This window comes from Paenibacillus sp. FSL L8-0708 (assembly GCF_038009325.1).
GTDB classification, from domain to species: Bacteria; Bacillota; Bacilli; order Paenibacillales; family Paenibacillaceae; genus Paenibacillus_AQ; species Paenibacillus_AQ odorifer.
On sequence record NZ_JBBPBC010000001.1, the window covers coordinates 5,259,733 to 5,272,653 of the forward strand.

General features: G+C 46.5%; 14 protein-coding genes. All 14 read right to left on the bottom strand.

From position 1 onward, the window contains the following. Positions 1 to 24: 24 nt before the first annotated feature. The 14 genes from NYE58_RS25115 to NYE58_RS25180 all read right to left on the bottom strand — a co-directional run bounded on the left by NYE58_RS25115 (position 25) and on the right by NYE58_RS25180 (position 12,843). Entirely contained in the window at positions 25 to 234 is a 210-nt protein-coding gene (locus NYE58_RS25115) for a DNA-binding protein (RefSeq protein ID WP_341003291.1), read from the bottom strand. A 20-nt stretch (positions 235 to 254) separates the two neighbouring features. Continuing rightward, on the bottom strand, positions 255 to 1,748 hold the full coding sequence (glpK, locus tag NYE58_RS25120; RefSeq protein ID WP_076218816.1) for a glycerol kinase GlpK: 1,494 nt from the start codon (positions 1,746 to 1,748) through the stop codon (positions 255 to 257). A 118-nt stretch (positions 1,749 to 1,866) separates the two neighbouring features. Further along, on the bottom strand, positions 1,867 to 3,303 hold the full coding sequence (locus NYE58_RS25125) for an ATP-binding protein (protein WP_076127471.1): 1,437 nt from the start codon (positions 3,301 to 3,303) through the stop codon (positions 1,867 to 1,869). Then, entirely contained in the window at positions 3,304 to 4,020 is a 717-nt protein-coding gene (locus NYE58_RS25130) for a response regulator transcription factor (RefSeq protein ID WP_036676174.1), read from the bottom strand. 76 nt (positions 4,021 to 4,096) lie between these two features. Then, complete coding sequence (gene ccsA, locus NYE58_RS25135) at positions 4,097 to 5,359, bottom strand: cytochrome c biogenesis protein CcsA (RefSeq protein ID WP_036676173.1); 1,263 nt, start codon at positions 5,357 to 5,359, stop codon at positions 4,097 to 4,099. After that, the gene (gene resB, locus NYE58_RS25140; RefSeq protein WP_341003292.1) at positions 5,356 to 7,041 is read right to left on the bottom strand and encodes a cytochrome c biogenesis protein ResB; all 1,686 of its coding nucleotides are present in this window, start codon (positions 7,039 to 7,041) and stop codon (positions 5,356 to 5,358) included. Before resB ends, ccsA begins: the two co-directional genes overlap by 4 nt. Further along, positions 7,041 to 7,562 carry a redoxin domain-containing protein gene (locus NYE58_RS25145; protein ID WP_038572444.1) on the bottom strand — a complete coding sequence of 174 codons (522 nt, stop codon included), beginning with the start codon at positions 7,560 to 7,562 and terminating at the stop codon, positions 7,041 to 7,043. The genes resB and NYE58_RS25145 overlap by 1 nt, the downstream gene beginning before the upstream one ends. Positions 7,563 to 7,682: 120 nt before the next feature. Beyond that, positions 7,683 to 8,441 carry a pseudouridine synthase gene (locus tag NYE58_RS25150; protein ID WP_036676166.1) on the bottom strand — a complete coding sequence of 253 codons (759 nt, stop codon included), beginning with the start codon at positions 8,439 to 8,441 and terminating at the stop codon, positions 7,683 to 7,685. Between the two features lie 20 nt (positions 8,442 to 8,461). Next, positions 8,462 to 8,806 carry an N-acetylmuramoyl-L-alanine amidase gene (locus NYE58_RS25155; protein ID WP_339244231.1) on the bottom strand — a complete coding sequence of 115 codons (345 nt, stop codon included), beginning with the start codon at positions 8,804 to 8,806 and terminating at the stop codon, positions 8,462 to 8,464. Between the two features lie 60 nt (positions 8,807 to 8,866). After that, entirely contained in the window at positions 8,867 to 9,400 is a 534-nt protein-coding gene (locus tag NYE58_RS25160; RefSeq protein WP_036676158.1) for a spore maturation protein, read from the bottom strand. 7 nt (positions 9,401 to 9,407) lie between these two features. Then, positions 9,408 to 10,073: a nucleoside recognition domain-containing protein gene (locus NYE58_RS25165; RefSeq protein ID WP_076127464.1), complete on the bottom strand. Its 666-nt coding sequence runs from the start codon at positions 10,071 to 10,073 to the stop codon at positions 9,408 to 9,410. 36 nt (positions 10,074 to 10,109) lie between these two features. Then, positions 10,110 to 11,315, bottom strand: coding sequence for a D-alanyl-D-alanine carboxypeptidase family protein (locus NYE58_RS25170; protein ID WP_445671769.1), 1,206 nt, complete (start codon positions 11,313 to 11,315; stop codon positions 10,110 to 10,112). A 242-nt stretch (positions 11,316 to 11,557) separates the two neighbouring features. Further along, on the bottom strand, positions 11,558 to 12,046 hold the full coding sequence (ytfJ, locus tag NYE58_RS25175) for a GerW family sporulation protein (RefSeq protein WP_076127461.1): 489 nt from the start codon (positions 12,044 to 12,046) through the stop codon (positions 11,558 to 11,560). A gap of 89 nt (positions 12,047 to 12,135) precedes the next feature. Then, complete coding sequence (locus NYE58_RS25180) at positions 12,136 to 12,843, bottom strand: DUF2953 domain-containing protein (protein WP_076127459.1); 708 nt, start codon at positions 12,841 to 12,843, stop codon at positions 12,136 to 12,138. Positions 12,844 to 12,921: the final 78 nt, after the last annotated feature.

A 12,921-nucleotide genomic window follows, 5' to 3' on the forward strand; every position in this document is an offset into this window, starting at 1 on the left:
TTTAATATAAATATGAACGCAACATCAGGACTTACTTGCAAAGGTGAGTCCCTTTTCCGCGAGAGCACTCCGTAATAGGACGATCGCCTTTGGCCCCAATCCATGTAGCTGCAGAAGCTCTGCTTCAGTAAGCTTGCTGAATTGTTGAAGCTGAACATATCCAGCCCCATACAGGGCTCGAAGCGCCGGCTTAGATAGTCCGCCCGGCAGATCAGATTCGGTTCCGTTAACCATAGATATATACAGCTCCTTTATCACTGATATCCTTCATGCTTCTCCCAACCCATGGTACGCGCTACAGCGTCCTTCCAGGCGTTGTAACGACCTTCCCGCTCAGTAATACCCATCTCAGGCGAGAAGACCCTCTCAGCCTTGTTGAAGCTCTCTAGCTGGGCACGTGTCCAGACTCCGGACGTTAACCCGGCCAGAAGCGCCGCACCCAAAGCTGTTGTCTCCGCATAGGTTGTTCTAGTAACCTCACTGCCCAGGATATCAGACTGGAATTGCATCAGCAAATCGTTACGCACAGCTCCGCCATCCACACGAAGGCCGGTCAATGGCATGCCTGCGTCTTTTTCCATAGCTCCTATTACATCTCTAGATTGAAAGGCTAAGGACTCCAATGTAGCTCGTACCAGATGTCCTGAGGTAGTGCCTCTAGTAAGGCCAAATATAGCTCCACGGGCATACATATCCCAATAGGGTGCCCCGAGTCCGGTAAACGCAGGCACAACGATAACCCCTTCACTGTCCTCTACTTCCCGTGCTTTATCTTCTGAGCCTGCTGGCTCCTCTATAAGACCAAGACCCTCCTGCAGCCACTGAACAGCCGCTCCGGCCACGAACACACTGCCCTCTAGGGCATAATAGAGTTCATCTCCCATACCCCAAGCTACAGTGGTCAACAAGCCATGACTGGAGGCTACAGCTTCTGTGCCTGTGTTCATTAGAATAAAACAACCTGTACCATAGGTGTTTTTGGCACTGCCGGGTTCTAGACAAGTATGTCCAAACAATGCGGCCTGTTGATCTCCAAGTACAGAGCGAATTGGAATGTCCGCCCCGAACCACTGTTTGTCTGCTACTCCAAATTCGCCGCCAGACATTCTTACTTCTGGCAGGATGGCACGCGGAATACGAAGCTCTTCCATTAGCTCTTCATCCCAGCACCGTTCATGAAGATTAAACAGCATCGTACGTGAGGCATTGGTAACATCCGTGACATGTACGGCTCCGCAAGTAAGTCTCCAAATTAACCAGCTGTCGATCGTCCCTGCTAGAAGTTCCCCACGATTCGCCCGTTCTCGGGCGCCATCCACATGATCCAGTATCCAGGAGATTTTGGTAGCTGAGAAATAAGCATCTACAACAAGGCCCGTCTTGCTCGCAATAACTTGCTCCAGCCCTTTACTTTTAAGTTCTTCACATTGCTCTGCAGTACGCCTGTCCTGCCACACAATCGCAGGGTATATCGGTTTGCCCGTTATTTTATCCCAGATTAAAGCTGTTTCTCTCTGATTGGTTATTCCGATGGCAGAGATCTCCTCAACTGCTATGCCACCCCGCGCAATCGCATCTCTTGCCGCTGCGAGCTGTGACGCCCAGATTTGCTCAGGGTCATGCTCTACCCAGCTTGGATGGGGGAAGGATTGTTTAACTTCATATTGACCTTGTGAGACCCATTTAGCCTCCGTATCGAACAATATGGCTCGTGAGCTGGTAGTACCTTGGTCTAAAGATAAAATCATTCTATGCCCTCCCAAGCAAAACCTACAAGATATGTTCCACGATGAACAAGATTAATGTGTTTGTTTCAACAAAAAGCACCTCTGCTGTCAGAGGCGCTATCACACATTGTGTTTGGAATTACTGTTTTTCGACAGGAAGTCTTAGCGTAAAGGTTGTACTTTCGCCTAGTTTGCTTGAAGCTGAGATGGTCCCGTGATGCGACTCTACAATATTTTTTACAATCGCAAGCCCAAGTCCCGTTCCACCTGATTCTCCCCGTACACGCGCCTTATCAGCTTTGTAGAAGCGGTCAAATATATACGGCAGATCCTCTGGTGGAATTCCAACCCCTTCATCCTGAATTTTAATCTCAAGATAACGACGGCCTTCTAATACACAAGTTCCTGTATGAACCGTGATTTTTTTGCCACCCTGTGTGTGGCGAAAAGCATTATCGAGTAAATTGGTTAAGACTTGTTCCAGTTTATCCTCATCCGCCGCCTTCAGAACAGCAATATCACTCTCTTGCTGTAAGTGAAGATGGATATCGCGCTCTTTCGCACGTACAGAAAATTTACGGTAGACTCGTTCCAGCAGTTCGTTCATGTCCACCTGAGCTTTCATCATATCCGTATGTCCGGCTTCCATTCGGGCAAGATCAAGCAAATCCTTAACCAGACGCCCCATACGCAGTGATTCGTCATGAATGACCTGGATCAGCTCACTGCTTTCTTCGGGGGATGAAGCCATCCCGTCCAATAAAGCCTCACTGTACCCTTGCATCATCGACAATGGAGTGCGGATTTCATGGGAGACATTAGCTACGAAGTCTCTGCGCATCTTTTCCAAACGCACCTCTTCCGTCACATCCCGCAGTACAGCAACTACTCCCCGGATGCTGCCTTCAGAATATAACGGTGCCATATGAACAGACCAGACGCCCTGCCGTACATGTACATTGGAGCGGTCATCGCCACCTTGCTTCAAGGTGCTTAAAAATAAAGGACGCAGGGGAGGAGGAACACTGCTCTCAGCCGTTTCGGGATGGAGTTCAGCATCACTCGCATGTTCCCACTGCAAATCGCTCCAGCTCTCTAGCAGAGCTTGGCCATGCGGATTGGTCAAAATAATCTGCCCTTCAATGTCAAAGGTGATCACAGCATCGCTCATACTGCGCAGTACGCTAGACAGATGCCCCTTCTCATGATGCAGACTGCGAATGTTCTCTTCAAGCTCCTCAGCCATATGGTTAAAGGAAGTAGCCAACTGGCCAATTTCATCACTTGTGACAAGCGTAAGCCTTGTTCCGTATTCACCCCGTCGAATGTTATTCGCAGCTTCAATGACACGCTGCATCGGCTGAGTAATTTTGGTAAACAAAAACAACGCAAAAAATGTCGTCAAAGAAAATCCGATCATACAAGTATACATAAATAAACGTTTGATATCTCCGGAATTGGCAAAGTTACTGTCTATGTAGGGAAGCAAAAATAACCCCAAGGTAATAAGCACGACAGCGACCAGGCAGATGATCGTAACCCACAGTTTGCCGACAAGACTTCTCCAAAAATTCACTTATTTAGGTACCTCTAGTTTGTAGCCTACGCCCCATACGGTCGTAATCATCGCTGCAGATTCCGGTGATACTTTATTCAGTTTTTCACGAAGACGTTTTACGTGAGTATCTACAGTACGCAAATCTCCGAAAAATTCATAATTCCAGACATCCTTAAGCAGTTCTTCACGAGAAAATACTTTATCAGGCGAAATAGCCAAATAATGCAGAAGTTCATATTCTTTAGGTGTCAAACTTACTTCTTCACCACCAGCAGTCACACGGTGAGCATCATGTTCAATAATAAGATGAGTAAATACAATGTTATTGCTGGAATTGCTCTCCTTGGACAAGAAAGCAGTTGCCGAAGAACGGCGCATAATAGCCTTCACCCGGTAAATGACTTCACGTGGACTGAAGGGCTTCACAACGTAATCGTCTGCGCCCATCTCAAAGCCTTGAACACGGTTGATCTCTTCGCCTTTCGCTGTAAGCATTAAGACCGGTGTTGACTTCACTCCTCTGAGTCTTGTCAGCACTTCCATCCCATCGATGCCAGGCAGCATAACATCCAGCAAAATTAGACCGTAGTCATTTGCTGTTGCTTTACGAAGAGCGATTTCTCCGTCTTCCGCTTCATCGATTTCATAACCTTCTTTTTCAAGATACATCTTTAGCAGGCGGCGAATGCGTTCCTCATCATCCACTACCAGAATTCTGTTTAAATGATCTGCCATTTCACTACAACCCCTTCATCAATACAGTAGAACGTAACCTTTAAACCATTGTGCAACGTTAACAGGTAAACTATGCTCAGTCCGTCCCCGCGTAAGAATGAAGTCCGGCGATGACTAAATTAACGCCAACCAGAGTAAACATTACGACCAGGAAGCCAAGCACAGCCAGCCAGGCAGATTTTCTTCCTTGCCATCCACGAGCCAAACGTAAATGAAGATAAGCGCTATAGAAGAGCCAAGTGACAAGCGCCCAGACTTCCTTAGGGTCCCATCCCCAGAATCTTCCCCAAGCGATTTGCGCCCATATCATTGCAAAGATCAAAGCGCCTAATGTGAAAATAGGAAAGCCAATGGCTATCGCCCTATACGTAATCTCATCTAGATCGCCCTCATCAATTCCGTCCATCACTGGGTGTAAAGCAGTGCCCAGCGGTTTACGTACGATCAAGCGAAGAACTCCGTAGAGGATTAATCCCGAAAGGAGTGACCAAATTACAGTATTAAACTTCCGTCCAGCATTTACACCATTCATCCAAGATGGTGCCTCAAAGAGTGGTTCTTTTATGCCAAGAAACGACTGGAAGCTCTCAATTTCGCTATTGTGAGGTGCCACAATCGGCGGCATTCGATAACTCACTTTCTCTATTGTACTATTTTCCTGCCCGGGGCTGTCAATCGTAACGTTCGGACGGACAAAAACAGTTTCATAGCCTGCTCCTCGGAATGCAAAAACAGAACCCAGAAACCCAATTATAACAATGATTGAAAAGAGAGTAAATTCGACCAGCCTCTGTTGCTTGCGATCCGCCTTCTCTTTACTGGAAAAATTGACTGTTCGCAGCAGATACATCAGTCCCGCCGCAAACCCTACTGCGAAGAAGGATTCACCTAGTGCAGCCAGTGTTACGTGAATCTTTAAGTAGTTCGATTGAAGAGATGGAATCAGCGGCTGTACTTCCTGTGGAAATACTGCGGCATAAGCCATCACAATAATACTGATTGGAACTGCAAAAAGACCCAAGATTACCTTACGATAAATAGCGTACATCACAGTAAAGGCAACCATCACCATCATCGATAAAAAAGTCATGAACTCATACATGTTGCTGACCGGAATATGCCCTGAGCCCGCCCAGCGTGTAAAGAAATAAATAAGATGAAAGATAAGACCTATTGAAGAGAAAATAAAAGCAATTTTGCCCCAACGTGCGGTATGTTCCTCCGGCTTGCGGCCTGACCACTTGCGACCCATGATGGCGATAGTGAATAACATAAACGAACCGCTGTATAATAAAAATGCGGCAATAAAGACAGCGCTGCTGATGTCGAGCAAGCTCATGAAAGGCCTCCTCCATTATCTAATGATTTTTCATCGACTACCAGATCTACTTTTTCTAAAATAGAAACGATCTCACGGCGGAACCCGAACCAGTTCTTGTTCGTATGTCCTCCGAGGATAAGCTCCCCGTTAGCAACGGTAAGCCAGATACGTCTATGCTGCCAGTAGAAGCCAAGCACTAAACCCAGCATCACGATTGCTGCACCTAGCCATACAAACGGCATTGCACGATCAATACGTATATTCAAGTAAGTAGTCGATTCCGAAAAATCAACGTCGCTCATGTTGTCCACTTCAAGCTCAAGAAATCTATTGCTCCCGCCAAGCTTATCGTTAATGGCAGCCTGTTGAAACTGCGCCTTATCCACCTGTTTAGGAAAATAGAAATACTGCTGCCCTTCCGCCGGGAGATCCGGACCTTGTATCAGGAACAAAAAAGCAGGTGCATTCGGATAAGGTGATTTGGAAATCGGCTGACCCTCCTCATTTAGACCAAAATCCATATACTTTTCTTTCAAAGTTAAAGTATAAGGACCCGCCTGAATTGCCCGCTGAGGGTTCTTCATGTCCAGCTTAAATTTGCCGTACGCCTCGCCAGTGGTGGAATTCTTAAGCTCAGGCTGTACCGAACGCAGCACAGGGGTCAGATCATAATCAAACTGATACGCTTTCAATCCTTTATAATCCAAAGGTGAATTTACTTGGATATCATGTTTCGTCACCTCGGATAGCTGCGGTTCCTTCGAAGGGTCTCCACAATCCGCGGTGCATTCATAAAGCACAGCTTGGGTCTGGAATAGCTTTGGAAGTATTTTTTTGCCGCGAAATTCCTCAGGCATCTCTTCCTCCGTATAAAACTCCACGGTAAATTTCTCATTTTTCAAATAATAGGTGGTGTCCGGAATCTGTGTGATCTCCCCTTGCGGGAAAGCAAGATGCTGATCCATGTTCAGTCCCGGCAATCCTCTTGCTAATATAGCAAGTAAAAAAATAATTAAGCCAATATGTATTACATAAGGTCCCCAGCGGCTGAAGCGATGTTTCTCTGCCAGCAGAGCCCCTCCATCCGTCTTCACGCGATAGCCCTTTTTACGCATAGGCTGAATTACCCGGGCTACCCAAGCTTCTGGTTCCTCTTGTACTTCAGTCACTAACACAGCTTTTTGCCGAGTTAAGAACTGACGATGTTTCCGAATCTTCTGTCTGGTTAAGGCCTTATAGAGCGGAAGTACTCGATCCAAGCTACAGATCACAAGTGAAGCGCCGATCATTACGAGTAGAGTTACAAACCACCAGGATTCGTATGTATGTGAAAGTCCAAGTTTGTGATAAATATATCCGGCTGTTCCGTACTCTTGCTTGTAATAAACTGAGGCATCAATATTAAGAAAAGTACTCTCCTGCGGGAAAATCGTCCCCAGCATAGAGCCTATAAGTGTCAACACGATCAGGTAGATCGCTATTTTGACGGAAGAGAAAAAGTTCCACACCCGATCAATAATCCCCGGGTTAACGCGCTGAGATCGGCGAGCTACGCCATCGTAACGCATTTCCAAATTCTCGCCCCAGTCTGATTCCTTCCCCACCGGCTTCCCGCATGCTTCGCATAAAACAGTACCTACAGGGTTCTGGTGACCACATTCACATTTGGTATTGGTTATAAATGCCTCGCGTTCACTCATCAATCCACCAGCTTCCCAATTTGATCATCAAGTGAATTCAAATCAAGCTGGCCGATATGAATGTTGTCAATTTTACCCTTGGAATTAATGAATAAGGTAGTTGGCAGCGGAGAAATACCATAACTTCGTACAGCATCACGTCCAGTGTCCATCAAAATCGGAAAATCGATGTTTACCTGCTTCACAAAATTCTCGACAGTCATCCGGTCTTCGCCCACATTAATGCCTAAGACCACTACGTCTTTGTCCTTCCATTTCTCCCATTGCGCTTGGAGAGCCGGCATTTCTTTGACACAAGGTGCACACCAAGAGCCCCAGAAATTAAGCACAATAGTCTTGCCCTTATATTCGTCTAGGGTATGAGCCAGACCGTCAAGCCCAAGCAAATCAAAGGAAGGTGCTTTGCTCCCTTCCTCTGGTTTGCCGCTTCCCCCAAATACAGAGGAACCGATGGCATAACCGCCCACTATAACAATTAGAAACAGAATCACGATTTGAATTGGTTTTCTTGCTTTACCCACACGTAAAGCCCCCTTCTGTGACGCAACTCATACTTATGTTGTAAGGTGTGAACATCCTATGAACATTATAGCGAATTTCGTCACAGCTTTAGGGGGTTTAATTGTGAATATTCTGTGTCTTTATGACTCTTTACGTGGAGTTCTTTCTTTAAGCAATCCTGCTTTGGCAATTTGCTGCAGATGGTTAATTTCATCCTTGGTCAAATGACGGTAAGAGCCACGTTTGAGATTTTGCAGCATAATATCCCCGAATGAAATCCGTTTCAGACGGAGTACGGGGTGTGAAATCGCATCAAACATGCGTCGTACCTGACGGTTACGTCCCTCGTGAATCGTGATGCTGATAACCGCTTCCTTATTTGCCTCATCAATATCCTTGTACTCTACTTCCGCAGGCGCTGTCATGCCATCTTCCAGCTTGATGCCAGCTTTCAGCTTGTCCAATGCAGTGCCATGCGGTATACCCTTGACCGTAGCATGATACGTCTTAGGTACATGATGCTTCGGATGAGTCAGCAAGTTAGCAAAGTCCCCATCATTCGTCAGCAGCAGCAAACCTTCCGTATCGTAATCGAGCCGGCCTACAGGGTAAACCCGTTCAGTAATTCCTTTTAGGTAGTCAGTTACAACCTTACGACCCTTTGGATCGGAAGCGCTTGTGATTACTCCCTTAGGTTTGTTGAACATAATATAGATTTTGTTCTCGCCCCGGATCAGTCTACCGGAAACTTTAATAATATCTGTTGCGGGGTCCACCTTCGTGCCAAGCGTAGTTACGAGTTCCCCGTTGACTTCCACTTTACCGGCCAAAATCATTTCTTCACACTTGCGTCTGGACGCCACACCGGCCTGCGCCAAAATTTTCTGTAATCTTTCCATATTCGACTAGTCACCTCAGATCAATGATAACCATCAGAGGGATAAATCACAAGTTCATTCCAAGGAAAAAATGCTCCTGGGCAGGATTTATTGTGGGGTTCGATGATTAAAGGGGAGATTTGGTAGCGTTCTACTAATTCTAAAACGAGTTTAGCCGTTGCAAAAAGCTGCTCCTGCCTTCCGGATATTGGAGGATCGCCCACTTTCTTACCAAAATCACCTTCCAAACAAATATGAATATACTCCGGATCTGTCAGTAGCGGTGCTGCATAAATTGCGCCATCCACTCCTACCCAGAAGTCAAAACCTTTACCGTTAATGGATGTGCAGCTAGAATGATGCAGAATAAAACCTTTATAGTTCATTGCGGAATGCCCCCCTCCACATTGCTGCAATAGCATATGTTCAGGGGGGCAATGGGGTGACTATCCAAATAATAGCAAACACACAGCGATCGCGGCGACAAAGCCGACAACATCGGAGAACAGGCCAACCTTAAGCGCATAACGGCCATTCCGTACGCCTACAGCTCCAAAGTAAACGGTCAAAACATAAAGCGTAGTATCTGTGCTCCCCTGTATGGTGGAAGCAATCATACCAATTAAAGAATCCGGGCCATGCACACGGATTAGATCCGTAGTGTAAGCAAGCGACCCAGTCCCCGTAAGCGGCCGCAGAAGACCAAGCGGCAATACTTCTGCCGGAACACCAAGCCCCCGCAGGGCTGGGGATATGAAGCCCATAAAAAAATCCAGCGCACCGGAAGCGCGAAAAACGCTGATCGCAACCAGCATCCCCACAAGATGGGGAATAATCGCAATGGCCGTGCCAAACCCATCTTTCGCACCTTCAACAAAGGATTCGTAGACTGGCACTTTGCGCGTAAAAGCATAGAGCGGGATGAACGTGATCATGACCGGAATCGCCCATGCCGATATGAGACTGATAAACTGGTACAAATCACGTTCACCCTTTCAATGAGGAATTAGGGAGTGTTGTCTTCGCCAAAGGAGGAACCCCGGACTTTGCTGAAGGGGGCTTCGGCGGTTTGCGCAATAAAGTCAACCTTCGGAAAAACCGGTCTGCCGCAATCGCTGCAAGTGTAGCCACGGCCGTTGCTGCAAGTGTTGTACCTACTATGCCTGCGGGATCGGCTGAACCATAGTTTAACCGGATGGCAATCAGTGTGGCCGGGATAAGCGTAATGCTTGCTGTGTTAAGCGCTAGAAGAGTACACATGGCTGGTGTCGCGGTCTCTTTATCAGGGTTGAGCTTTTGCAGCTCCTGCATCGCCTTGATGCCCATTGGCGTTGCGGCATTGCCTAGTCCGAGCAGATTAGCACTCATATTGGAGAGAATATATCCTATGGCAGGATGCCCTTTCGGCACATCAGGGAATAAAAAAGCTACGACAGGGCCAAGCACCTTGGCAATCTTTTTAAGCAAACCTGCATCTTCTGCTATCTTCATAATCCCAAGCCAGAACACAAGCACACTGATTAAGCCAAAACTTACCGTTACCCCACTCTTGGCTCCGTCGAATACGGCGGCTGTAAACTCATCCATTCTGCCGTTAACGGCGGCGAACAGAAAACCGATGATGATCATTCCTAGCCAAATCCCGTTAATCATGGATACGCCTCCTTCTTCATTCATCAGCCCATTTTCTTATTTCGAACTCGCTCCCATTTCAAATAGAGCCCTCAGTGCACTGCCCAGCGCCTGGAACCAATTATTTGCCGGATAAGCCTGTGCTAGTGTTGGACTGTACTTTTTCATATAAGCAGATTGCTCAGGAGGCAGGTTCTCAGGAGTATACACCGGCACGCGACCTATTTCTTTTCCGCCCAGCTCCAGCACAAGAGCCCCTTGCAATCCAAAATTCGCTCGTGTAGCTTCGGCTGAAGCACTTTCCTTCTGATTTAAAACAAGTTTCGTGATCACTCTATTTTGTTCACCTTGTCCAAGTGGATAAGCAAAGGTTTTGGAGGTTACAAAGTTATAGCCCGTCACGGCATCACCACGTTCGATCAGTGTTTTGAGCGGATAGTGATTAAACCCGAAGTTTAACAGGGAAGCATGATCATTCCAGTCATCGCCGTCATTTATAGTAACTGCGACAAGCTGCTGGCCGTTTCTGGTGGCAGAGCTGACAAGGCAGCGCAGTGCTTTTTTGGTATAACCTGTCTTTACACCGTCCGCTCCCTCGTATAAATACAGCATCTTATTTTTGTTTCTCCATTTGTAATCCCATTTCTCATTTGGATTGTCTGCAGTTTTCTCCTGCGTCTTCACAATTTCTTTAAATACAGGATTATGAAGAGCATAAGCGGTCAGAACAGCCAAGTCGTTAGCACTTGAATAATGCCCTTCAGCGTCAAGACCATGTGGATTAGCAAAATGAGTATGGGTTAGCCCTAGCTCCTCAGCCTTAGCGTTCATAAGGTATACAAAACCTTCCTCAGAACCACCGATATGCTCAGCGATCGCCGTTGCTGCATCATTCCCTGAGCGCAGCATCAGGCCATACAGCATATTTTCCAGCGTCATCTCTTCTCCCTGCTGCAAGTAAATAGAAGAGCCTTCTTTCGCATAGGCATTTTTTCCCACTTTGACTTTAGAGGCTAAATCACCATTCTCAATGGCGACGAGGGCGGTCATAATTTTGGTCAAGCTGGCAATAAGCATAGGCTCATCCCCACGGCTGCTGTACAAAATACGCCCAGATTCCACATCAATCAGTGCCGCTGCTCTTGCATGTGTAGAGATAGAGCTGTTCTCGGCCTGAATTGAAGATAGCGGCGCCAGAAGCAGCAGCGAAAGGCACAATATTAAGGCGAATGGCCATTTACGGGTTATTGTCTTCATGTTCATCCTCCGGCTTCTTATCGGATCTTAAGTAAAAGTGTTTATGTTGTACAAGTGTATGCGGACCAGCCTTAGGGTATGTCCACTCCTGGGATGTTCCACACAAAATATCCCCACAACGTGAGGCTTTGCTTCGATACATTCTCAGGTAATTTGCGGGGATCAAAATATACTTTCTGACACATCAAAAAAGGGACACCGCCTGTGTATGGCGATATCCCCGAGGCTATTTGTAGAATTATGTGTACCTAATGAGTTGAAGATTGAGATGTACTTGGATCGGTTTTAACAGGTGCTGCTGCCGGTGTGGCAGGTGTTGGCGGCGTTTGAGCTGCAGCATTGCCGGTTTGGAACATCGTTTGAATTTTGTCGATGAGCCCTGGTGTTGCATCGATGATTTTTTCGAATAGGTGCGTTTGATTGTCCAGAGGGACAATATTCACTCCATCCTTACCTACCACTAAAAAAGCGATCGGTCGAATGGAGACGCCTCCCCCGCTACCTCCACCAAATGGAAGCATTTTGACTCCACCTTGGGAGCTTGAACCACTTATAGAATCTTCTACTCGATAATCACTACCACCAGCAGCAAATCCAAAGGCAACTTTACTGATAGGCAGGATAATGCTGCCGTCAGGGGTTTGTACTGGATCACCGACAATGGTATTCACATCTACCATACCCTTGATATTTTCCATCGCTGTTTGCATTAGGCCTTGAATAGGATGGTCGCTCATATTGTTTCCTCCTTTAATTGAGTACGATTTCTCTTTCTTCTACAGCGTATATCATCCCCACATCCGCCCATTTGTATGTAACTTTCATTTTAAACTTTCCCGTGTGGCTCCTGACGCATCTGTTTCAGCAGATTTCTCCAATGGCCGATCCCGCCTTTTTCACGCAAGACACGCCGAGATAGCCGCATTAAGGCATACAAAGTATAGCCGACTGACATTTTCCCCTTACAGACAAACTCCATTGCAAAACAAAGCTCATCTTCAAAAACAGGCTTAACAAAAATTCGAGGATGCTGCTGCAATTTCACCCATTGCGAAATAAAACCAACAATACTCCATTTCAGGCCCCAAACCGCTCCCGATGCGGTCGCAGTGTCTGCTGCATCACCAAGAGAGAAATCGGTGGACCAATCGAGCTTTGATATTTTGACATGAGCTACAGTCTCTTTTAACCATTCCTTCAAGCCGCGTGTAGATTTCACAGCTTGGTTAACATTGGCGCGCCAGTGCATTACTCTTTCTTTATCAAATATCTCTTCTTTTACGGTATCTACACCTGTCGTCGCCGTCCCTGTCTCTTTAAACTTTCCCCACACACCCTGCTCCAATCCCTTAAAGACCAATTGGGGAAGTTCATAGTGAAGCTTTATCAGACCAAAAAGAGAGGTAACATCTAATTCGAGCAGGTCATTTTTTCCATGTTTATAACACCGTATGCGGAAATCGATAGATGAAGACAGGACCAGGATCAGTGCCAGTACAAGCAAAACAAGGGGAATTGCAAGCCATAACGTCACGTATTTACCTCCAAGAAACCTTAATAATGGGAACCTTTGGTTTAGTATGGCAATATAAGCTGGAAAAAATTCGGGGTT

Excerpts from the sequence above, each read along its gene's own strand:
- NYE58_RS25115 (WP_341003291.1), bottom strand. The coding sequence starts at position 234 with ATGGTTAACGGAACCGAATCTGATCTGCCGGGCGGACTATCTAAGCCG.
- glpK (WP_076218816.1), bottom strand. The coding sequence starts at position 1,748 with ATGATTTTATCTTTAGACCAAGGTACTACCAGCTCACGAGCCATATTG.
- NYE58_RS25130 (WP_036676174.1), bottom strand. The coding sequence starts at position 4,020 with ATGGCAGATCATTTAAACAGAATTCTGGTAGTGGATGATGAGGAACGC.
- ccsA (WP_036676173.1), bottom strand. The coding sequence starts at position 5,359 with ATGAGCTTGCTCGACATCAGCAGCGCTGTCTTTATTGCCGCATTTTTA.
- resB (WP_341003292.1), bottom strand. The coding sequence starts at position 7,041 with ATGAGTGAACGCGAGGCATTTATAACCAATACCAAATGTGAATGTGGT.
- NYE58_RS25150 (WP_036676166.1), bottom strand. The coding sequence starts at position 8,441 with ATGGAAAGATTACAGAAAATTTTGGCGCAGGCCGGTGTGGCGTCCAGA.
- NYE58_RS25155 (WP_339244231.1), bottom strand. The coding sequence starts at position 8,806 with ATGAACTATAAAGGTTTTATTCTGCATCATTCTAGCTGCACATCCATT.
- NYE58_RS25165 (WP_076127464.1), bottom strand. The coding sequence starts at position 10,073 with ATGATTAACGGGATTTGGCTAGGAATGATCATCATCGGTTTTCTGTTC.
- NYE58_RS25170 (WP_445671769.1), bottom strand. The coding sequence starts at position 11,315 with ATGAACATGAAGACAATAACCCGTAAATGGCCATTCGCCTTAATATTG.
- ytfJ (WP_076127461.1), bottom strand. The coding sequence starts at position 12,046 with ATGAGCGACCATCCTATTCAAGGCCTAATGCAAACAGCGATGGAAAAT.